Annotated in this window: 11 protein-coding genes and 1 pseudogene; 6 read left to right on the top strand and 6 right to left on the bottom strand. The window is 66.8% G+C overall.

Annotated elements, in window-relative coordinates; genetic code table 11:
- Positions 1–309 precede the first annotated feature (309 nt).
- The 4 genes and pseudogenes from ABFO07_RS33440 to ABFO07_RS33425 all read left to right on the top strand — a co-directional run.
- Entirely contained in the window at positions 310–9,588 is a 9,279-nt protein-coding gene (locus ABFO07_RS33440) for a hemagglutinin repeat-containing protein (protein WP_347469767.1), read from the top strand.
- Entirely contained in the window at positions 9,563–9,808 is a 246-nt protein-coding gene (locus tag ABFO07_RS33435; RefSeq protein ID WP_347469766.1) for a hypothetical protein, read from the top strand. The genes ABFO07_RS33440 and ABFO07_RS33435 overlap by 26 nt, the downstream gene beginning before the upstream one ends.
- Before the next feature lie 168 nt (positions 9,809–9,976).
- On the top strand, positions 9,977–11,716 hold the full coding sequence (locus ABFO07_RS33430; protein WP_060014950.1) for a ShlB/FhaC/HecB family hemolysin secretion/activation protein: 1,740 nt from the start codon (positions 9,977–9,979) through the stop codon (positions 11,714–11,716).
- Positions 11,716–11,985 (top strand): annotated as a pseudogene (locus ABFO07_RS33425) (hypothetical protein); the annotation flags it as partial. The gene ABFO07_RS33430 and the pseudogene ABFO07_RS33425, both read left to right, overlap by 1 nt.
- A 59-nt stretch (positions 11,986–12,044) precedes the next feature.
- Here ABFO07_RS33425 and ABFO07_RS33420 read toward each other — a convergent pair.
- From ABFO07_RS33420 to ABFO07_RS33395, 6 genes are read right to left on the bottom strand one after another with little or no spacing between them, the layout of a single operon-like run.
- Complete coding sequence (locus tag ABFO07_RS33420; RefSeq protein WP_060014948.1) at positions 12,045–13,139, bottom strand: LLM class flavin-dependent oxidoreductase; 1,095 nt, start codon at positions 13,137–13,139, stop codon at positions 12,045–12,047.
- Positions 13,136–13,864 (bottom strand): LLM class flavin-dependent oxidoreductase, encoded by a 729-nt coding sequence (locus ABFO07_RS33415; RefSeq protein ID WP_347469765.1) that lies wholly within the window; start codon positions 13,862–13,864, stop codon positions 13,136–13,138. The genes ABFO07_RS33420 and ABFO07_RS33415 overlap by 4 nt, the downstream gene beginning before the upstream one ends.
- Positions 13,861–14,916: an LLM class flavin-dependent oxidoreductase gene (locus ABFO07_RS33410; RefSeq protein WP_124490696.1), complete on the bottom strand. Its 1,056-nt coding sequence runs from the start codon at positions 14,914–14,916 to the stop codon at positions 13,861–13,863. The genes ABFO07_RS33415 and ABFO07_RS33410 overlap by 4 nt, the downstream gene beginning before the upstream one ends.
- Positions 14,913–15,935, bottom strand: a complete 1,023-nt coding sequence (locus ABFO07_RS33405) for an LLM class flavin-dependent oxidoreductase (RefSeq protein ID WP_124490695.1) — start codon at positions 15,933–15,935, stop codon at positions 14,913–14,915. Before ABFO07_RS33405 ends, ABFO07_RS33410 begins: the two co-directional genes overlap by 4 nt.
- Entirely contained in the window at positions 15,932–17,305 is a 1,374-nt protein-coding gene (locus ABFO07_RS33400) for an LLM class flavin-dependent oxidoreductase (protein WP_059557756.1), read from the bottom strand. The genes ABFO07_RS33405 and ABFO07_RS33400 overlap by 4 nt, the downstream gene beginning before the upstream one ends.
- Before the next feature lie 13 nt (positions 17,306–17,318).
- Positions 17,319–19,619, bottom strand: coding sequence for a TonB-dependent receptor (locus tag ABFO07_RS33395; protein ID WP_347469764.1), 2,301 nt, complete (start codon positions 19,617–19,619; stop codon positions 17,319–17,321).
- 388 nt (positions 19,620–20,007) lie between these two features.
- Here ABFO07_RS33395 and ABFO07_RS33390 point away from each other — a divergent pair, with 388 nt between their 5' ends.
- Together ABFO07_RS33390 and ABFO07_RS33385 are read left to right on the top strand one after the other, a co-directional pair.
- Positions 20,008–21,249, top strand: a complete 1,242-nt coding sequence (locus tag ABFO07_RS33390) for an SfnB family sulfur acquisition oxidoreductase (protein ID WP_347469763.1) — start codon at positions 20,008–20,010, stop codon at positions 21,247–21,249.
- Positions 21,249–22,877: an ABC transporter substrate-binding protein gene (locus tag ABFO07_RS33385; protein WP_230951343.1), complete on the top strand. Its 1,629-nt coding sequence runs from the start codon at positions 21,249–21,251 to the stop codon at positions 22,875–22,877. The genes ABFO07_RS33390 and ABFO07_RS33385 overlap by 1 nt, the downstream gene beginning before the upstream one ends.
- Position 22,878 lies beyond the last annotated feature (1 nt).

The following is a 22,878-nucleotide window of genomic DNA, read 5'->3' as shown; positions in this document are numbered from 1 at the left end:
TGCATTCGATACAGACGGTGCCGAGCGCTCGGCGGGCGACCGCCGAATGGGTCAACCTCGCCGATGAAATCGATGCGCAAATCAACATGGTCCTTGCCACGCTTGGATGATGAACCGCACGCGTCGGCAGTCAGCGAGGCTGCGGAGATCGGCAAAAAAGGTCTGGGCGTCGCGTCAATCAGATGCGTCTGAAAAATGGGAATTGTGGTTTTTCATCAACGACTTGGCAATTGCTGACAGTCGTTTGTCAGGGTCTCGGTAAGCTCGCGTTCGATAACCAACGAATGGACGCGGGCCGCGTCGACAAGAATGAACAAGAATACGCATCGCCTAGTGTATTCCAGGCTTCGGGGTATGGTGGTGGCCGTCGCAGAGACCGCGACAGCTGAGGGTAAATCGGCGACGGGCGAAGCATGTGTGCGGCGGCGGTCGTCGACGTCCGGCGTTCGCGTTGTGATGGCGTGCGTCGCCGCGCTCGGCATGCTACCCACCCTGTCCGGTGCGCAGATCGTTCCGACGCCTGGCACCAGCACGCAGGTGATCCAGACGCCGAACGGCCTGCCGCAAGTCAACGTGGCGCGTCCGTCGAGTGCGGGCGTATCGGTCAACACCTACAACCAGTTCGACGTACAGCGCGCTGGCGCGATCCTGAACAACTCGGCGACGATGGTTCAGACCCAGCAGGCGGGCTGGATCAACGGCAATCCGAATTACGGCGCCGGGCAGGCCGCGCGGATCATCGTCAACCAGGTCAACAGTCCGAACCCCTCTCAAATTCGCGGCGCTTTGGAGATCGCAGGCGCTCGCGCGGATCTCGTCCTGGCGAATCCGTCCGGGATCTTCGTGGACGGTGGAACCTTCCTGAATACCAGTCGCGCGACCTTGACGACCGGCGTGCCGTTCTACAGCGCCGACGGCTCTCTCGCCGGGTACAACGTCAACCGCGGGCTCGTGACCGTCTCGGGCGCAGGCTTGAACGCAACCGGTACCGATCAGGTGGACCTCATCGCTCGCGCGGTACAGGCCAATGCCGCCATCTATGCGAAGAACCTGAACGTGATCGCCGGCGCGGCCCAGGTCAATCACGACACGCTTGCCGCGACGCCGATCGCCGGCGACGGCTCCGCTCCGGCGGTCGCGATCGACGTGAGCCAGTTGGGCGGCATGTATAGCTCAAGGATCTTCCTCGCATCGAACGAGTTCGGTGTGGGGGTGGCCAACGCCGGCACGATCGCGGCTCAGGCGGGTGATCTGACGTTGCAGTCGAACGGTCGGCTCGTCCTCACGGGCAAGACCACGGCAAGCGGAAATCTGGCGCTGTCGGCCTCGGGTGGCATCCAGAATAGCGGCACCACGTACGCGCAGCAATCGCTGTCGGCGAATACAGCAGCCGACCTCACGAACAGCGGCACGCTCGCGGCACGGCAGAATACGATCGTGAATGCCGGCAGCGTCAATTCGACCGGCACGCTCGGCGCGGGCGTGAACAACGACGGCTCCGTCACGCACAGTGGCGACTTGAACCTGACGGCGTCGGGCCAGCTGAGCGCGACCGGCCAGAACGTCGCGGGCGGCGACGCATCGCTGACGGGCGGTAGCGTGAATCTCGCTGGCAGCCAGACGGCAGCGAACGGCAATCTGTCGCTGGGCGCGACAGCCGGCGACGTGAACCTGTCGAGCGCGACGACGAGCGCGCACGGCGCCATTCAGGCGAACGCATCGGGCACCGTGATCAACGATCACGGCAGCCTGTCGAGCGGCGGCAGCACGACGCTGACCGGTGGCAATCTGTCGAACCAGGGCGGCAAGGTCTCGTCGCAGGGGCCGTTGTCGGTGAATGTCGCCGGCCAGATCGCCAACCAGTCCGGCGAACTGGTATCCGAGAGCACGGCGGACGTGCATGGCGGCACCATCGCGAACAACCAGGGCACCCTTCAAAGCGCGGCTGGCACGACGGTGGCCGGTGCGTCGCTGGACAACACGGCGGGTCGTATCACGTCGCTCAATGGCGATGGCCTGTCGGTGACGACGAGCGGCCAATTGACCAATGCGGCGGGTACCACCGCGAACGGTGCGCAAGGCGGTGTCATCGGCGGCAACGGCGATGTGTCGGTCCAAGGCGCAAACGTTGTCAATCGCGGCGCGATCACATCCAACACGAATCTGCGGGTATCGGGCCAGTCGGTCGACAACGGCAGCGGCACGCTGCAGGCTGCGCAAAACGTCGCTGTCGATGCGGGCGCGCGCCTGATCAACAACGGCGGCTCCATCGTCGGCCAGACGGCAACGGTCAGTGGAACAACGCTCGATAACAGCGCGGGCACCGTGCAGGCCGACCAGGTGTCGTTGAACGCGACCGACCTCGTGAACCACGGCGGCACGATCACGCAGACCGGGGCCGGCGCGATGAGCGTGAACGTGTCGGGCACGCTCGACAATTCGAATGGCGGCACGCTACAAACCAACAGTACCGATCTGACGCTCGCGCCTGCCGCGCTCGTCAACGATGGCGGCACGATCACGCATGCGGGCAACGGCACGCTGACGCTCGGCGGAGGTACGGGGTCGGTGTCGAACGTGAGCGGTTCGATCGCCAGCAACGGGCGCGTCGTCGCGCAAACCGGCGCGCTGAACAACACATCGGGCTCGATCAACGCGCAGAACGGACTGATGGCAACCGTCGCCGGCACGCTGAACAATGCGAGCGGCAAGCTGTTGTCGAACACGGATCTGAGCATCACCAGCGGTACGCTCGCGAACGACGGTGGCCAGATCGGCGCGAGCACGAACGCGACGATCCACACCGGATCGATGACGAACCAGGGCGGTTCGATCGTTGCCCCGAACCTGTCGGTCACTGCCGATTCGACGCTCGACAACAGCGGTGGCAAGCTCGAGGCGAATCAGCTTGCGCTGACGGCAGCGAACCTCGTGAACCACGGCGGTACGATCACGCAGTATGGATCGTCAGCGATGGGGATGAACGTCAGCGGCACGCTCGACAACTCGGCCGCCGGCGTGATCCAGACCAACAGCACGGACCTGACGCTCACGCCGGCCGAGCTGAACAACGCGGGCGGCACCATTACGCATGCCGGCACCGGCACGCTGACGATCGCGCCGGGCAAGGGAGCTAGCGCGCTGAACAACGCGTCGGGCACCATCGTGACGAAGGGACAAGCCATCGTCAACGCGGCTACCTGGAACAACGCGAGCGGTATCCTCGCCGCGCTGCGCGGCATCAACGCCACGATTGCGGGCGACGTGAACAACGCACAAGGCCTGCTGCGATCGGACGCGTCGCTGTCGTTGAAGAACGGCGGTGCTCTATCAAACCGAGGCGGCCACATCCAGGCCGGGCAATCGGTTGCGGGCGACACCAGCACGCTCGCCATTCAATCGGCCTCGATCGACAACGCGGACGGCGCCATTGTCGACCTCGGTGCCGGCAAGATGACGGTGCAAGGCGGCAGCCAGATCGCCAACAGCCACGCCGGCGGCGTAGCGGGCATGGGCGCGATTACCGGCAACGGCGATGTGAGGGTCAGCGCCGCGTCGATCAGCAACACGCAGAGCGGTCAGCTCAGCGGCGCATCGCTGCATGTTCAAGGCAACACCTTGGACAACAGCGGCGGCACGATCGGCAATGTCACGAATTCGAACGGCGACGTGGACGTTACGACGACCGGTGCGATCACCAACACGAACGGTCAGATCAGCTCGACGCACGACCTGTCGGTCACGGCGGCCACGCTGCAGGGTGGCGGCACCTACAGCGCAACGCACGACGCGAACGTGAATCTGCAGGGTGACTACACGGCAGCGGCCGACACCCAGTTCAACGTCGGTCACGATCTTGCCTTCACGCTGCCCGGCACTTTCACGAACAACGCGAACCTGCAATCAGTCAACAACCTGAGCGTCAACGCGGGCAACATCGTCAACGTGGGCGCCCTGACTGCTGGCGGCTTGCTGCACACGCAATCGACCAACCTGATTAATACCGGCGCGCTCGTGGGCGCCAGTGCCTCGCTCAACGCGACGAATACGATCTCGAACCTCGGGCCGACCGCGCTGATCGGTGCATCGGACAGCAACGGTACGCTGGAAATCCTCGCGCACGACATCGAAAACCGCGATGACGCGACCGCGACCGATTCGATGGCGACGACGGCGATCTTCGGCATGGGCAAGGTCGTGCTGGCAGGCGGCAAGGATGCCAGCGGCAATTACACGAACGCCGCGCTGGTCAACAACGTGTCCGCGCTGATTCAGTCCCAAGGCGACATGGAACTGCATGCGGACAAGGTGACGAGCACGCGCCGCGTGATGAAGACCTCGACGAGTTCGATCGATCCATCGCTGCTCGGCCAGTTCGGTATTCCGATCAGCGGTCGCACGGGCCAGATCGGCGTGAAGGATCCGGACAGCATCGGCGGCGTCTACACCGAGCCGCCTCACGGCGGTCAGTGGAACAGCACGTATCAGTTCACGACCTACTATGCGGACAGCGCGACGGCGACGACTGTGACGGACATCAGCCCGGCTGCGCAGATCGTGTCGGGCGGCAGGATCGATGCGTCGTCGGTCGGCACGCTGCAAAACTACTGGAGCAACATCGCGGCGGTCGGCGACATCAAGATGCCGGGGCACTACGACGCCGACGGCTGGGTGGCGTCCGGGCAGAAACTGCCGGGCGTGACGGTCTCGTACTCGGGGCAGTATCACTACAACAACTACGACAATAGCGAACACGACTGGCAACTGCCGTTCGGTAACGCGCCGTTCGTGACGGGGCGGCCAGGCGGTTACACGCAGGCGGCACCGGCATCCATCAAGGATTACACGCTGCCAGGCTATTTTTCTACCCTGAGCTCGAATGGCACGATTTCGGGCACGGGCGTCAGCGTCAGCAATACGGCGGCCAACGCATCGATTCCGTCGCTCGGCTTGCTGCCGGGGCAGTCGGTGCCGGGTCTCACGCCCACCAATCTGAGCGGTAATGCGAGCGGCGCGAAATCGGGAGCGTCGGCAGTGCACGGCGGTCCGCCGACGCCGGTCGATCCGATCATCGCCAGCGCGACGGCGCTGAACGTGCTGAACAACCTCGCGATTCCGCAGGGCGGGCTGTACCGGCCGACTACCGCGCCAAATGCGAACTACGTAATCGAGACGAACCCGGCGTTCACGAACCAGAAAAACTTCATCTCGAGCGACTACTTCTTCGGACAGCTCGGCGTAGACCTCACGCATATTCCGAAGCGTCTCGGTGACGGCTTCTATGAGCAGCAGCTCGTGCGCAATCAGGTGACGGCGCTGACCGGCAAGGCGGTGCTGGGGCCGTATGCCGACTTGCAGACGATGTACCAATCGTTGATGACGGCGGGTGCTGATCTGTCGAAGTCGCTCGATCTGCCGATGGGCGCGAGCCTGTCGGCCGAGCAGGTGTCGAAGCTGACCAGCAACGTGATCATGATGGAAACGCGCGTGGTCGACGGCCAGTCGGTGCTCGTGCCGGTCGTGTATCTCGCGCAGGCGAACCAGCAGAATGTCAACGGCCCGCTGATCAACGCCACGAATATCGATTTCCAGAACGCGCAGTCGTTCACGAACAGCGGCACGATCAAGGCGGACAACACGCTGGCCATTCAGGGCAAGCAGATCGACAACGCGTTCGGCGCACTGCAAAGCGGCGGGCTGATGTCGCTGAAGACCGAGAACAACATCGACCTGACGTCGGCGAACGTGAAGGCCGGCAGTCTGCAGCTGGACGCCGGGAAAGACCTGATTCTCGATACGGCAACGAAGACGAACACGCGCGTGAGCCGCGACGGTGCGACGAGCGTGGTGACGACGCTCGGGCCGACTGCGAAGCTGGATGTCGCGGGCAATGCATCGATCGTCACCGGCGGCAACTTCCAGCAGAACGCGGGCAACTTGTCGGTCGGCGGCAATCTCGGGATGAACGTCGGTGGTAACTGGGATCTCGGTGCGGCCCAGACCGGCGAGCACAAGATCGTGCAGCGGGCCAACGGCGTGTCCAACACCGACATCAACAAGGTCACCGGCAGCTCGGTGACGGTCGGCGGGCAATCGAGCATCGGCGTCGGCGGAGACCTGACGGCGAAGGGCGCGCAGATCGACCTCGGCCAAGGCGGCACGATCGCCGCCAAGGGCAACGTGACGCTCGGCGCGGCGAGTGCGACGTCGACGGTGAATAGCAACAGTTCGGGCAGCGACAGTCACGGCAGCTACGCGGAGACGCTGCACACGTCCGATCAGGCGTTGACCGGGACGGCGCTAAAGGGCGGCGATACGGTGAATATCGTGTCGGGCAATGACATTACGTTGTCCGGCAGCGCGATCAGCCTGGACCAGGGCAATGCGAACCTGCTGGCGGTCGGTGATGTGAATGTCGGCTCGGCAACAGAGACGCACGAGTTGAACTCGCACGAAACGCATAGCCACAGCAATGTCGTAAGCAGCGTGAAGGTCGCGAGCGGGATCGACCAGACGATGACGCTCAATCGCGGCAGTCTCGTGTCGGCGGACGGCGTGAACATCGTCAGCGGAAAGGACGTCAATGTTCAGGGCGGCACCATCGTCGCAACGAACGACGTGACGCTCACGGCAGCGCGTAACGTGACGGTTACGACGTCGCAGGACACCTTGCAGTCGTCGAGCTACTACAACAAGAAGGAATCCGGGCTGATGTCGGGCGGGGGACTGTCGGTGTCGGTGGGCAGCAGTTCGCTGACGACGACCAGCCAGACGACCGAGGTGTCGAACAACGCCAGCACGATCGGTTCGCTGAAGGGTAACCTCAGCATCACGGCTGGAAACGATCTGCACGTGACGGGCAGCGACCTGATCGCAGCGAAGAATCTCAGCGGGACAGGCGCGAACGTGACGATTGACGCGGCGCAGGACAGGACCCACCGCGGTGAAACGCAGGAAGTCTCCAAGAGCGGCCTGACGCTGGCATTGAAGGCACCGGTGATCGACGCGGTATCGAATGCCGTTGGTCAATCGCGTGCGTCCAGCAATAGCCAGGATGGCCGGGCAGCGGCGCTGCACGGGATGGCCGCGGCGAGCGCGGCATGGGATGCGAATATGGCTGCGGGCGATGTGGTCCGGGCGCTGGGGGCGGGCGAAACGCCTCAGTTCAAGGTCGAAGTCAGCGTCGGCAGCAGTCACAGCAAGAGCGCATTCTCCGAAGACAGCGTGACGAATCGCGGCTCGAATGTGAATGCGGGCGGAACGGTTGCGTTTGCAGCAACGGGGAACGGGCAACCGGGTAGCGGCAATGTGGCGATCGTTGGTTCGAACGTGAACGCAAACGGCGTGATCCTGGCAGCGAAGAATCAGGTCAATATCGTCAATACGACCGATACGGATACGACGCGCAGCACGAGCGAGTCGAAGAGCGCGAGCGTGGGGGTGTCCATCGGCACGGGCGGGTTCGGTGTTTCCGCGGCGATGTCGAAGGCCAACGGCGACGGCAACAGCGATCTGGCCACGCAGAACAATAGCCATGTAAACGCAGTAAACAATGTGACGATCATCTCGGGCGGCGATACGAACATCATCGGCTCGAACGTGAAGGGCAATCAGGTGAACGCCGATGTGGGCGGGAACCTGAACATCGTCAGCGTGCAGGATACGCTGACGAGCGCGGCGCACCAGTCGAGTTCGGGCGGCGGCTTCAGCGTCAGTCAAGGCGGCGCCAGTGCGAGCTTCAGCCAGAGCAAGGGCAATGCCGAGGGCAGTTATGCGGGCGTCAACGAGCAAGGCGGGATTCACGCGGGCGATGGCGGCTTCAATATCAACGTCACCGGCAATACCGACCTGAAGGGTGGACTCATCGCGAGCGGCGCGGATGCGTCAAAGAATACGCTGACAACAGGTTCGCTGTCCTTCTCGGATGTCCAGAACCAGTCGCACTACGATGCGAGCTCGAGCGGCTTCAGTGCGGGCGCGACGACCGGCGATGGCGGGATGAACTACAGCACGCACGGCAGTACGTCGGGCAAGAATGCGGGCGGTGCAGCGCCTATGCTTGGCCAGAACGACAGCGGCAGTGATAGCGCGACGACGAAGAGCGGCGTGAGTGCGGGGACGGTTACGATTACGGACTCGGCAAACCAGAAGCAGGATGTGGCGAGCTTGAACCGTGACACGACGAATACGAACGGTACGGTCGCCAAACTCCCCGACATGCAGAATCTGTTGAGCAATCAAGCGGACATGATGGCTGCGGCCAGCGCGGCCGGCGAAGCGGTGTCGCGCCGGATTGGGGACTATGCTGACGAGATGAAACGGCAAGCCCAGAAGAATGGTGACCAGGCCGGTGTCGACGCGTGGAAGGAAGGCGGAGCGAACCGCGCACTGATGCAAGGTGCAGGCGCGGCGCTGGTGACTGGACTGGCGGGCGGCAACGCGGTCGGTGGCGCAGCCGGTGCCGCGATTGCGTCGATCGCGTCGGGCAAGCTGAACGAGCTGAGCAGCGCAATTGCAGGCAGCGATCCGACCGGTAACGCCAATATGAATCAGGCACTGGGCAACATCGTGGCGAATGTGCTTTCGACGGGGGCCGGTGCCGCAGTCGGCGGTGAAGCGGGGGCGTTCTCAGGGTACAACGTCGATCGGTTCAACCGGCAACTGCATCCTGATGAGCGGCAGTGGGCGAAGGATAAGGCGAAGGACTTCGCGAAGTTCTACGAAGAAAAAACCGGTAAATCACTCACCGCGGATCAGGCGCAGAATATGTTGCTGGCAAACGGCTATCGTTTGGTGGATGCGGCGGCAAGCAAGGGGCCGGGAGGGGACGCAATCGCGGTGGCCTATATCAGTCAGAATGGTGACGGGCTGTTCCATGCGACGTCGGCAGAGTACAACAGTCCGTTCTTGTCTGGGAACAAGGATGGTTCGCTGACGCCGGAGCAGAGAGCGTTGCCTGGCGCGGTGGCTAATCCAAAGGCCGGCCTCGTCATTGCCGGCGGGTTGGTAACTGCCGGACTGGCACCAGAGATTGCGGCCGGGTTAGCCGCTATCCCAGGCGCGCCAATTTTTGGTTCGACCGGAGCTTTGGGGTCCAGCGCGTGGGCGTCGCCTATTGGGATTGGCGTCCTAACTGGCAGTGTAAATGCGACATCGCAATACATCCAGAATGGCACAGTGAATCCAGTCGATGTTGGGTATGCGGCATTGGCTGGTGGATCTGGCACTTACACCAAATTCTTTGGGAATGTCGTAATAAACGCAGTGACAGGTGCTCTTGATATTGTCACTAATAACGCAATCTCTGGAAAAAACGATAGCATTGCAACCGGTGCAGCGGTGAACGCGGGTGCGGCGGCTATCGGTTATGGTACGGGACTCGCCATGCAAAATTTAATTTCCGCGTTGTCGAAGTCCGGGATGGGTAGTTTTGGGTGGTCCGGGACTGGTGTTTGGGCGGGATCATCAGGACAAAATCTGTTCAATCCGAACAATGTTCCTGCAATTGGTGCCGGTATAGGGGGTGCTGCCGGCGCTGAGGCAGGAACGAAAGCGATAAACGATGCCAAATCTCGGATTGGGAAATGAAGAAATGCTTAGATTGATTGCCTTATATTTAGCTGCTTTCTTGCTGTCGTTTCTGTGCTTTGCCTCCATCAAGGTATTTGTAATGATTTTTGTGGCCTATTTTTACGGTGGCGGTTTCTTGTGGGCGAGCAACGATACGAGATTCGTTTTAGTGAATGGTATTCTGTTAGGGCTTGTTTTTTGCGTTTTCGCAACGGTGGCTTTTGTGCGAAAAAAATGATTCGTGATGCCATTGTGAAATCCGATTCGATCGGCATTTGCACGGTGTTGTTGTGTATATCGATCGGGACGGACCGGGATGAAGATTGCACGCAAATCAATTGAAAGTGATGCATTGATAGCAGGCACGTCTCAGCCGTAGTACACGATCGCATATCTAGAAAAACACATGAGAACTATTCGCCGGGGGAATTCTGCTGCGGCAGCACTGCTGTTTATCGCGACAAGTGTGTCGGCGCAAGAAGCTCCGCGCCTGACCGTTCCGGGCAACTACCAGCAATCCCGACAGCAAGAAGAGGCACGTGAGCGCGAGCGCACCGTCACCGCGCCCGGGGTACGATCGAACGTGGCGGCAAGCGCTGGGTATCCCACGCTGCCGTCGGAAACGCCCTGCTTTCGCATTGATCGTTTCTCCCTCGACGTACCCGATGCGCTGCCCACTTCCCTGAAGTTGCTAGGCGCGTCGGCGTTGCCCATGGATCGCTTCGCCTTCGCACGCGAATGGCTCGAACACTACACCGGCCAGTGCGTCGGCAAACAGGGGCTCGACGTGCTCGTCAAGGGCCTGTCGCAAGCGATCCTGGCACGCGGGTACGTTACGACGCGCGTGCTGCTGCCCGAACAGGATCTGTCGACCGGCACCCTCAAGTTTTTTCTGATCCCCGGTGTGATCCGCCACGTGCGTTTCGCCAACGAGAAGCTCCGCGGCACTTGGAAAACTGCCTTTCCGACCGGCGACGGCGAACTGCTCAACCTGCGCGACCTTGAGCAAGGTCTGGAGCAGATGAAGCGAGTGTCGAGCCAGGATGTGTCGATGCAGATTGTGCCGGCCGATGTGCCGGGCGAAAGCGACGTCGTGCTCGACGTGAAGCGCGCCAAGCCGTGGACCGTCGTCGCGTCGATCGACAACTCGGGTACGCGCGCGACCGGCCGCCTGCAGGGCAACTTGTCGCTCGGCATCGACAACCCGCTCGGATTGAACGACATCTTCAACATCGGCGTGAGCCAGGATCTCGAGTTCGGCGACAAGCGGCTCGGCTCGCACGGCTGGAACGGCTTCTATTCGATCCCGTGGGGCTACTGGACCGCGACGCTCTCGGCGTATACGAACACGTATTACCAGCAGATCGCCGGCGTGAACCAGAACTTCATCGCGAGCGGCAATTCGAAGACGGTCGACTTCAAGCTGAACCGCGTGCTGTCGCGCAGCCAGAACGACGTGTTCGGCGCGCAGTTTCGATTGTCGCGGCGGTTCGGGCAGAGCTTCATCGAGGACACCGAGATTCCGCAGCAGCGCCGCAACAACACGTTCGTCGAGTTCGGCCTGACCGATCGCCACTATTTCGGCAACGCGCAGTTCGACGGCACGCTCGTGTATCGGCAGGGCATCGGCGCATTCGGCGCGCAGGACGACATGCTGGCCGCCGACGGCGGCCCGACCTACCGCTACAAAATGGCCGTGCTCGATGCGAACCTATCGGTGCCGTTCGCGATCGCGCAGCAGCCGTTCCGCTACGTGACGACCTTCCACGGCCAGTACACGGGCAACACGCTGTACTACATCGACGACCTGACGATCGGCAGCCGCTATACCGTGCGCGGCTTCGACGGCGAAACGATGCTCGCGGCCGCGCGTGGATTCTACTGGCGCAACGAGCTGCAGGCGCCGATCGGACAGACCGGGATGGCGGTCTATGCGGGCCTCGACTACGGTCGAGTGTGGGGCCCGCAGCCGGTCGCGCTGGTCGGCACGCAACTGGCAGGCGCGGTGATCGGCGTGAAGGGCAGCGTCGCGACGCGTTTCGGCGGATACGGCTACGACCTGTTCGCCGGTACGCCGGTGTACAAGCCGTCCGGCTTTCCGACGAACCGGGTCACGCTCGGATTCCAGCTAACCGCCCAGTTCTGATGAAGGCCCGATCGAGCAACCCGACACTTCGCCGATCCGATACCGCCGGCGAGGACAAGGAACCGACGGCGTTTCTGACCGCCCAGCTCGACAGGGTCTTGTCCGCAAGTCACGAATCGCGTCCCCGCTGCCCGCGCTGCGGCGGCGGCCACATCACCAGCGCCGGATTCCGAACGCGGCCCATCGGTCGGCTGCCGATGTTCGAGTGCCAGACTTGCCGGCGCTACTTCAGTCGCACGGCCGACACCCCGCTCGGCGAGAAGCACCTCGACTGCGAAGCCGCGAAGTGACATCTTTGCTTCGCAAACGGTGACAACTTTATTTTGGTCTACGCCAGCAGCGCGCGCACGCGCGGCAGCACATGCTCGCCCACGCGCGCGGCTTCCTCGAGGTTCGGATAGGACGACAGCAGGAAGGTCTCGATGCCGAGCATCCGGTATTCGTGGATGCGCGCGGCGACCTGGCCGTAGCTGCCGACGATGGCCGTGCCCGCGCCGCCGCGGATCAGCCCGACGCCGGCCCACAGGTTCGGATACACCTCCAGCTCGCGCGACGAGCGCAGCGCGCCGCGGCTCAGCGCGGTCTGTCGCTGCTGGCCGACCGATTCGTACGCGGCGAGCTGGCGTTGCGCGTCGACATAGGTCTGGTCGGAAATCTCGCTCAGCAGCGCGTCGGCGCGCGCCCACGCAGCGGGCTCGGTCGCGCGGGCGATCACGTGCACGCGCAGCCCGAAGCGCATCCGGCGGCCGTGCATCGCGGCCAGCGCGCGCAGCCGCGCGATGCGCTCGCGCACGGCGTCGGGCGGTTCGCCCCACAGCAGGTACGTGTCGGCCTGGCTCGCGGCCACCTGCTCGGCGAGCGTCGACGCCCCGCCGAGATAGAGCGCGGGCGGGTTCGCGAGCGGCACGCCGGCGTGCGCGGGATTCAGCACGGTGTAGCGCCCGGAGACGGAATGGCCGGCGCCCCGCCACAGACGGCGCAGCACCCGTAGGTATTCGGAGGTGCGCTGGTAGCGCGCGTCGTGGTCGAGGAAATCGCCGAGCGCGCGCTGCTCGTAGGCGCTCGAACCGTTCACCGCGAACAGGCGCAGGCGCGCGCCGCTCATGCGCTGCAGGGTCGCGGCCTTGCGCGCGATCTGCTCGGGCTGCTCGAGCCCCGGCCGGAACGTGACGATGAACGCGATGCGACGCGTCGCGCGCGCGAGCTGCGCGCTGACGAGCCACGGATCCTCGAAACCCGCCGCCATCGGCAGCAGCAGGCTGTCGAAGCCGGCAGACTCGGCCGCGCACGCGACGCCGCGCAGGTATTCGGGCGTGGCCGGCCGATAGTCTTGCATGAAGGTCGGCGGCCGCGGCAGGCCGCTGTTGGCAAGGTGCGGCCCGTCGCCGTTGGTCGGCAGGAACCATCCGAAGTCCACGCTCATGCGTCGCCTCGCCGGTGCCGCGCCCGGCGCACGACGGATGCGCGGCGCGCGTCGTCGTACCCCACCGTGCGCCGGAGCAGCGCGTCGGCAGGCGGCGGCGCGAGGCCGCGCGCGCGATACGCGTGCTCGACGGCCGCCGCCAGCGGCGGGGCGCTGGCGGGCACGAGCAGGCCGTCGCAGAACGGCGCGGCGAACGCGATCTCGCGCCGGTCGGCGAGCGACCAGTACAGCGGCAGCCGTTGCGGCGCGAGATCTGGCAGCCGGGCATGCTCGACGCGATAGTAGGCACCGCGATGCTGCAGCGGCGTGCCGCTCGTCCACAGCGCGCGCAGGATCGACAGGAATTCCGCGCTGCGCGCGAGCCGCTGGTCGCGGTTCAGGTGCATGGCCCGGTCGCATGCGTCGACGTCCGGCGCGTCGGCTTCGCACGCGAGCAGCGCACGGCCGCGGCTCAGCGACTGCAGGCTCTGCGCGAGGTGCGCGGCGGCGACGGGCAGCATGGCGCCCGCCTGCAGCGTCACCATCACGCGCAGCGTCGGCAGCGCATCGACGAGCGCCGCGGCTGCCATCCACGGATCGGGGCCGGCGGCCTGCAGGGGCAGCAGCACGGCGTCGCAGCCGGCCGACACGCCGGCCTCGGCGATCGCGATCCAGTCGGCGGCCGGGTCGGGCCGGGCGTCGTCGCAGCGCGTGTCGAGCCGCAGCAGCAGGCGCGGCGTGCTCATGCGGCGGCGTGGGCCGGCTGCCAGCCGAGTGCCGGCGCAATCGTTTCGGCGAGCGTGCGCAGTCGCGCCAGCGCATCGTCGAGCGACGCGCTTTCCGACTGCACGACCGGCAGGAAGTAGTCGGCGAACGGGAACAGCGCCGGGTCGCCGAGCAGGCTGTCGATCACGTCGTCCGGGTGCCCGTAATGGACGTTCAGCAGCCGCACGATCTGCTCGGGATCGGTCACGCCGGGATGGCCGTTTGCCGCGAGCCACGGGATGTGCCGCACGACGTCGGGCGCGAGGCCTGTGAGCGCGGCGCGCCGGTCGCGCGCGGGAAACACCGCGCGCACCACGCCGATCCGCGGCGCCGGCGCGTCGGCGTGCGCGCGTTCGCGCCATGCGTCGAGATACGCGTGGGCAAGCGGCAACTGCACGGTGCGCGGATCGTGCACGGCGGTACCGAGCAGCAGGCCGTTGCCGTGCCGGGCCGCGAACCGCGCGCCGTCGGCCGACGCGTGCGAATGCCATAGCCGTGCGCGCACCCCCGGCGCGGCCGGCTGCAGCACGAGCGGCGGCGCGTCGTCGGCGCTGCGCGCGACGGGGTGCCCCGCCAGCGCGTCCTGCAGGCGTTCGAGCGCGCGCGCGAAGCGCGCCTGGCGCGTGTCGACGTCGAGCCCGAATGCGGCGAACGCATCGAGATTCGCGCCGCCGCTGCCGAGGCCGAGTTGCAGCCGGCCGCCGGCCAGCGTATCGAGCACCGCAGCGTCTTCGGCGAGCCGCAGCGGATCTTCGAGCGACAGCGTGACGATGCCGGTGCCGAGTTCGATGCGACTCGTACGTTGCGCGACGGCAGCCAGCAGCACGAGCGGCGACGGCAGCCGGCCATATTCCGCGCGGAAATGATGCTGCGCGACGAATCCGCCGTCGAAGCCGAGCTGTTCGGCCGCGACGAACAGCGTTTCGAGCTCCGCGTACACGCGGCGCGCGTCGCCGGCGCCGTGCACGTGCGTGAGGAAGCCGAGCTTGAAGGGGCGGCGCTCGGCCGGCGCGGGAGTAGGCGAATGGGTCATGTCGGGATCGGAGCGGAGGTGAGCGGAACGGCGTCGGTGCAGCCCGCGGCCGGCGTCCAGCCGAGCGCCGGCGCGATCGCGCCGGCGATGGCTTCGAGCCGCCGCAGCGCGTCGCGATGCGAGGTGCCCGCGGTCTGCACCTGCACGACCAGGTCGGTCGCGCCGGCGAACGCGGGATCGCCATGCAACGCGGCGACGATGTCGCCGGGCGTGCCGCGCAGCACGCCGAAACGATCGAGCAGCGCGGGGATATCGGCCTGCGCGGGCGCCGGGGCGCCGCTGGCCCGGGCGAGCCGCGCGGCGTAATGCAGGATGTCGGGGCCGAGCGCGGCTTCGACGCTCGCCGCATCCGCACCGGGCACAACCGCGCGCACGAGTGCGACGCGCGGCGCGCCCGGATGCCGCCACGCGCCGCGATAGCGCGCCACGAGCGCGGCTTCGCCGTCCTGCCCGGGGCGCGTGCGCGCGACGATCAGCCCGTGGCCGTGGTGCGCGACCGCCTCGGCCTGGCCGGTCGCTTGCCAGAGGCGCGCGGCCAAGGCGGGCGCGGGCGGCTGCAGCGTCACCCCGCCGGGGCCGAGCGGCGCGCCCTCCAGCGCGCGCCGCAGCGTCGCCAGCGCATCGGCCTGCAGTGCCGCGCGCGCGTCGAAATCGCGGCCGAACGCGGCGAACACGTCCGGCTCGAAGCCGGCGCCGACGCCGAGCTGAAGCCGCCCGTCCGCCAATGCGTCGAGCACGGCCGCATCCTCGGCGACGCGCAGCGCCGATTCGAGCGGCAGCACGATCACGCCGGTGCCGAGCGCGATGCGTCGCGTGCGGCGCGCGGCGGCGGCCAGCAGCACGAGCGGCGACGGCAGCCGGCCCGTTTCGCTGCCGAAATGGTGCTGGGCCACCCACGCGCTGTCGAAGCCGAGCGCTTCCGCGGCCTCGATCAGCGCGAGCGTGTCGTGCAGCACGCGCGGCGACGGTTCGGGCGCATAGACGCGCGTCAGCACGCCGAGACGAAACGGGCGCGTCATGCGGCACCTCCGCCGACCGGCGCGACCGTGTCGCCGCGCAGCGACGACGGGCGCCGGAAGAAGGGCGGGCGCGGCAGGCCGAGCTGATCGCGCAGCGTCGGGCCTTCGTACTCGGTGCGGAACAGCCCGCGGCGCTGCAGCTCGGGCACGACAAGGTCGACGAAATCGTCGAGCCCGCCGGGCGCCCACGCGAAGGCGACATTGAATCCGTCCGCGCCGTACGACAGGAACCATTCCTCGAAGTGATCGGCGATGGTTTTCGGTGTGCCGGTCACGATGCCGGCGCTCGCGAACCGCTCGTAGAGCTGCCGGATCGTCAGGTTCTCGCGGCGCGCGAGATCGACGATCAGCTGCTGCCGGCTCTTGCTGCGATTGCTGGCCGGCAGCTCGGGCAACGGCCCGTCGAGCGGATAGCCGGACAGGTCGAAGTCGCCCGCGTTGTCGGCGAGCAGGCGCAGCCCGAGCACGGGGTCGATCAGGTCCTGCAGCGCGCGCAGCTTGTCGCGCGCAGCGGCCTCGGTCTCGCCGACGATCGGCATCACGCCGGGCAGGATCTTCAGATGCTCGGGCCGGCGGCCGTAGCGCGCGAGGCGGCTCTTGACGTCCGCATGGAACGCTTGCGCGTCGTCCAGCCGGTGCTGCGCGGTAAAGATCACTTCCGCGCAGCGTGCCGCGAGCTCGCGCCCCGCTTCCGACGAGCCGGCCTGCACGAGCACCGGATGGCCCTGCGGCGCGCGTGCGACGTTCAGCGGGCCGCGCACGCTGAAGTGCGGCCCGTGATGGTCGAGCACGTGCAGCTTGCGATGATCGAAATGCAGGCCGGCCGCCTTGTCCTCGATGAACGCGTCGTCTTCCCAGCTGTCCCAGAGCCCCGCGACGACGCGCTGGAACTCGTCGGCGCGCGCATAGCGATCGGCGTGCGCGAGATGCGGCGCCGCGCCGAAGTTCGCCGCTTCGTCGGGCACGACCGACGTGACGAGGTTCCAGCCCGCGCGGCCGCCGCTCAGGTGATCGAGCGACGCGAACTTGCGCGCGATGTGGTACGGCGCGTTGTAGGTGGTCGTCGCGGTCGCGATCAGGCCGATGTGGCGCGTGACGGCCGCCAGCGCGGCGAGCAGCGTGAGCGGCTCGAACGTGTCGGCGCGCGCGCTGCGGCGCAGCGAGTCGACGTGGCTGCCCTGCGTCGCGACCACGTCCGCGACGAACAGCGCATCGAGCTTGCCGCGCTCGGCGGTCTGCGCCATCCGGCGGAAATGCGCGAAGTCGCGGTTCCCGTTCGGCTGCGCGAGCGGATGGCGCCAGCCGACGACGTGGCTGCCGGTGCCGTTGAGCATCGCGTTGAGTTTCATGGTGTCGGTGCGGCGTGCCATCGGGCGGGACTCCTCAATACGTGTAGCTCACGCGCACGCCGACGGTGCGCGGCGGGCCCGCCGCGGCGACGTTCGTGCCGGGCAGGAAGAAGTTCTTCGTCAGGTCGTACTGGCGGTTGAACAGGTTGCGCGCCCACAGCGCGACGTCCCAGTGCCGGTCGGGCGACGTGACGGTCAGGCTCGCGTTGAACAGCCAGTAGCCGTCGACCGTGTAGTTCGGGCCGAGCAGCAGCAATTGCGAATACGCGTCGCGGTAGCTGTAGTTCGTCTCCGCGCGCACCCGGTAGCCGCCCGCGAGCCAGCTGTACGCGACCTGGCCGCCATAGCTCAGGCGCGGGAAGCTGAGCGCGGTGCCGTTGTAGTCGCTGAACACGTTGCGGCCGGTGGCCGCCGACGCCTGCGTGTTGTACGTGACGAACGGCGACGTGTACTTGCCGCTCTTGTAGCCGACGTACTGCGAAATCTCGAGGCCGCGCAACGGCTGCCATTTCAGGTCCGTCTCGAAGCCGTCGATGCGGGATTTCGGCGCGTTGACGAAGGTGCCGATCAGCGATTGCGAGTTCGGGTCGAAGGTGGCGGACAGCACCTGCTGGTCGCGGTAGTCGTAATGGAACGCCGACACGTTCCAGCGCAGCGAACGCGTGAGGTCGCTCTTGAAGCCCACTTCGTACGCGGTCAGCGTTTCGGGCTTGAACGGCGCGAGCGCGTTCGAATTGCCGGTGTTGTGCGCGGTGAAGCCGCCCGACTTGTAGCCGCGGCTGACGGTTGCGTAAAGCATCGTCGCCGGCGCGAGGTCGAATTCGAGGCCGATCTTGCCGGACGTGCCGTTCGACGTCAGCGACTGGTTCGCATCGCCGCCCTGGAAGCCCGCGAATGGCACGAACGACGGCGTGAGCATGCCCGACCCGAAGCCGCGCAGTTCGCGCCGCTCGTGTTCCTGGCGCAGGCCGACGATGCCGCGCAGGCGCTTCGTGATGTCGCAGGTCGCCTGGCCGTACACGCCGAGCGTATCCACCGACTGCCGGTAGCGCGTGAGCGCGATGAAGCCGAGCCGGTCGCTGAAGTCGGAATAGAACTTCTCGTCGAGATCGTCGTGCGAGTAGAACAGGCCGGTGACCCAGCGCAGCCGCGTATCGCCGCGCGACGACGCGCGCAGTTCCTGCGTGACTTCGTTGACGGTGTCGTCGAAGTATTCGTCGGAATCGTGATACCGGGTGGCGTCCCAGTCCGCATATTCGCGGCGGTGCAGGGTGTTGTACGCAGTAATGCTCTTCAGCTCGACCGGGCCGAGGTTCCACGTCGCGGTCAGGTCGACGCCGCCGTTCACGTTGTCGCGCCCCGGCTTCGCATCGGTCGACAGGCCCGTCGCGCGCGAGAACGCGGGGCTCACGCCCCAGCCGGTCTTCGTGTGGTCCGCATCGGCCGGGATCACCTCGCCGGTCTTGGCCGACGTGTACGGCGTGAACAGGTACAGCCCCGTGTTGTCCGACTTGTCGAAGCCGCCGTGCGCGCCGAAGTGCAGCTTGAAATCGCGCGTGACGTCCCAGTCGAGCTGCCCGCGCGCGGCGGCGCTGTCGTGGTTGCCGAGCGTCTGGTTGGTCGCGCGATTGTTCTGCCACGCGCCGAAATCCTGCGTCGTGAACGCGAAGCGGCCGCGCACGCGGTCGCTCAGCGGCCCGGACACGTAGCCCTCGGTCGTCAGCAGGTTGTGCGTGCCGTATTCGACGCTCGCGCCCGCTTCGAAATCGCGGGTCGGCTGGTTCGTGATGAAGTTCACCGTGCCGCCCGTCGTGTTGCGGCCGTACAGCGTGCCCTGCGGGCCGCGCAGCACCTCGACGCGCGCGATGTCGAACAGCTGCCCCTGCGTCTGAATCGGCAGCGCATACGCGATGTCGTCGACGTTGACGCCGACCGTCGACGCGTTGTTCGACGTGTAGTCGGTGAAGCCGACGCCGCGAATCCGGAACTGCGGCTGGCCGCCGCCGAACGCGGGCTCGACTTCGACGCTCGGCGTCGCGTGCTGCAGGTCGTTGACGGTCTCGACGTTCAGCGTCTTCAGCTCGTCGCCCGAGATGACCGACACCGACGTGCCGACGCGCTGCGCCGATTGCAGCCGCCGCTCGGCGGTGACGACGACGTCCTTGAGCTGCGCTTCCGCGACCGGCGCGGCCGCCTTCGCCTGCGTCGTGCTCGACGGTGACGCGGCCGCCGCCGGCGCGGCAACCGGTTTCGCCGTCTGCGCCGGCTGCGCCTGCGCATGCAGCCCCGGCGCGGCGGCCAGCAGCGCCGACGCGCCGAGGGAGGCGCTCAACATCGTGTAATTCATCCGTAGATCCCCAAGTCGTTGCGCGTGTTGTGCGTGTGGTTCGGCGCGGCGTCGCGCTTCCGGCCGATGGCGCCGCAAATCGGCGGCGCGTGGACAGGCGGATTGCAACAGGCGTGCCAATGCGCGCACGGACGCGCCGCGTATGGGTTCGTCGACGAAAGGGTCGGCCGCCCGCCCGAGCGGACGGGCGCGCATTCCGGTCGTTTTGCTGGAAATGCAGCAGTGCCGCCGCGCCGCGCGCGGCGTGCTGCATTTGCGCCATCTCGCTGGAAATCCAGCGCGCCGCGCGTGGCGTCGCGGCCGTGCAGGCCGACAGGACGGCAATGGCACGGTGCTTGCTCTGGACGGAGGCCATGCTCCGACCTCGAGGATTTCCATGAACGCTTTCACGTCCGCCGACACGCCGGCCCGCGCGTCGCTCCCGCTTTCTTCCCGCCCGCCCGCGAGCCGCATCGCCGACGGCGCGCATGCGCTCGAAACCGCGCGCCGTCTCGCCGACGAGCTGTCGCGCGACGCGGCGCTGCGCGATCGCGAGCGGCGGCTGCCGTTCGCGGAGCTCGACCTGTTCTCGGGCAGCGGCCTGTGGGGGATCACCGTGCCGCGCGCGTTCGACGGCGCGGACGTGTCGCTGGCGACGCTCGGCGAAGTCGTGCGCACCATCGCGCAGGCGGACCCGTCGATCGGCCAGTTGCCGAAGAACCATTTCCACGCGCTCGACGTGATCCGGCTGACGGGCGACGACGCGCAGCGCCGCAAGTTCTTCGGCCTCGCGCTCGACGGCGCGCGGATCGGCCATGCGGCGTCCGAGCGCGGCACGAAGAACGCGCTGGAGATCGCGACGCGGCTCACGCGGCGCGGCGGGCGGCTCGTGCTCGACGGCCAGAAGTTCTATTCGACGGGCGCGTTGTTCGCCGACTGGATCGCGGTGCTCGCGCTCGACGACGACGGCCGCTACGTGCAGGCGCTCGTCGAGCGCGACCGGCAGGGGCTCGAGATCACCGACGACTGGAGCGGCTTCGGGCAGCGCACGACGGCGAGCGGCACGCTGACGCTGTCGGGCGTCGAGGTCGACGCGCAGGACGTGGTGTCGATCCAGGCCGCGTTCGAGCGGCCGACGCTCGCGGGCCCCGTGTCGCAGTACCTGCACGCGAACATCGACGTCGGCATCGCGCGCGCGGCGCTGGCCGACACGATCGACTTCGTGCGCACGCGCAGCCGGCCGTGGGCCGACAGCGGCATCGCGCGCGCGTCCGACGATCCGTACGTGATCCGCGACGTCGCGGACGTGCAGATCCGCCTGCTCGCGACGGAAGCGCTGCTCGACCGCGCGGCCGCGGCGCTCGGCGCGCTGCCGGCCGAACTCGACGACGCGCAGGTCGCGCAGGCGTCGGTGCAGGTCGCGGCCGCGAAAGTGCTGAGCACCGAGCTCGCGATCCTCGCGACCAACAAGCTGTTCGAGCTGTCGGGCACGCGCTCGGTGCTGAGCGAGTACAACCTCGACCGCCACTGGCGCAACGCGCGCACCCACACGCTGCACGACCCGGTGCGCTGGAAATACCACGCGATCGGCAACTACCTGCTCAACCAGGTCAACCCGCCGCGCCACGGCTACCTGTGATGAACGACACGCTCTCGAATCCGTCGCCGTTCGCGCCGCGGGATCCCGCGCGGCGCCGTTATCTGCTCGCGTCCGCATGGGCCGCGGCCGGGCTCGGCGGCGCCGCCCGCGCGTTCGCGGCGGATCCTGCCGCGGCGCCGGTGCGCGGCGGCACGCTGTCGCTGTTCGCGCAGCCCGAACCGCCGTCGCTGGTCAACGCGCTGACGCCGCACGTCGCGTCGCAATACGTCGGCGGCAAGATCTTCCAGGGCTTGCTCGTGTTCGACCCGCAACTCAAGCCGGTGCCGGTGCTCGCGCGCAGCTGGCGCGCGTCGGCCGACGGGCTGACCTACACGTTCGACCTGCAGCCGGGCGTGCGCTGGCACGACGGGCAGCCGTTCGGCGCGCAGGACGTGGTCGTCACGCTGAAGGAAATCGCGCCGCAGGCGCTGCCGCGCACGAAGGTGACGTTCGACAAGTACGTCGCGTCGATCGACGCGAGCGGCACGCTGCAGGTGACGATCCGCCTGAAGAAGCCGTACGCGGGGCTCGTCAGCCTGCTCGGCAGCGGCTTGCTGCCGATCCTGCCGGCTCATCTGTACCAGGGCAAGGACCCGCGCAGCAACCCGGCGAACCAGCGTCCGGTCGGCACCGGGCCGTTCGTGTTCCGCGAATGGAAACGCGGCGCGGCGATCCGCCTCGCGCGCAATCCGGATTACTGGAAGAAGGGGCTGCCGTATCTCGACGGGATCGTGTTCAACATCGTGCCCGACGCGGCGGCGCGTGCGATCGCGTTCGAGCGCGGGCAGATCCACGCGCTGCGCGCGGGCGACGTCGACTATGCGGACCTCGCGCGGCTCGCGAAGCTGCCGGACGTCGCGCTCACGACGCAGGGCTGGGAGCTGTTCACGGGGATGGCCTTTCTCGAGCTGAACCAGCGCAAGCCGCCGTTCGACAACGTGCTCGTGCGGCAGGCGGTGCTGCATGCGCTCGATCGCCAGTTCATCGTCGACCGGATTTTCTTCGGCTACGGGAAAGTCGCGAACGGGCCGTTCGTGTCGTCGTCGCCGTTCTACGATCCGAACGTGCCGCGCTTCGCGTACGATCCGCAACGGGCGCGCGCGCTGATCCGCCAGTCGGGCGTCGACGTCGGCCGGTTTCCGCTCGTGCTGCTCAACGGCGAGAAGGGCGGCGCGTGGGAACGCGTCGCGGAATACACGCAGCAGGCGCTCGGCCAGGCCGGCTTCCGGCTGCGCGTGCAGACGACCGACGCGGCCGGCTGGTATGCGCGCGTCGCGAACTGGGATTTCGACCTGAGCTACAACTTCCTGTTCCAGAACGCGGACCCCGATTTCGGCGTCGCGCCGCTGTACCGGATCGACGGCATCTCGAAGGGCTCGCCGTTCGGCAACGTCGAGGGCTATCGCAACCCGAAGGCCGATGCGCTGTGGGACGCGGCCGCGCAGGCGACCGACCCGGCCGCGCGCCGCGCGCACTATGCGCAGATCCAGGCCACGCTCGCGAACGACGCGGCGATCGCGAACATCTTCGAGATGGTCAACCCGACGGTGTATCGGCGCAACGTCCACAACCTGCTGCGCACGGCTACCAGCGTGAACGACAGCCTCGAGGACACATGGATCGGATGAC

The sequence above is a fragment of the Burkholderia stagnalis genome, assembly GCF_039848545.1.
Taxonomy (GTDB): Bacteria; Pseudomonadota; Gammaproteobacteria; order Burkholderiales; family Burkholderiaceae; genus Burkholderia; species Burkholderia stagnalis.
This window is presented reverse-complemented; position numbering and strand designations above follow the sequence as displayed.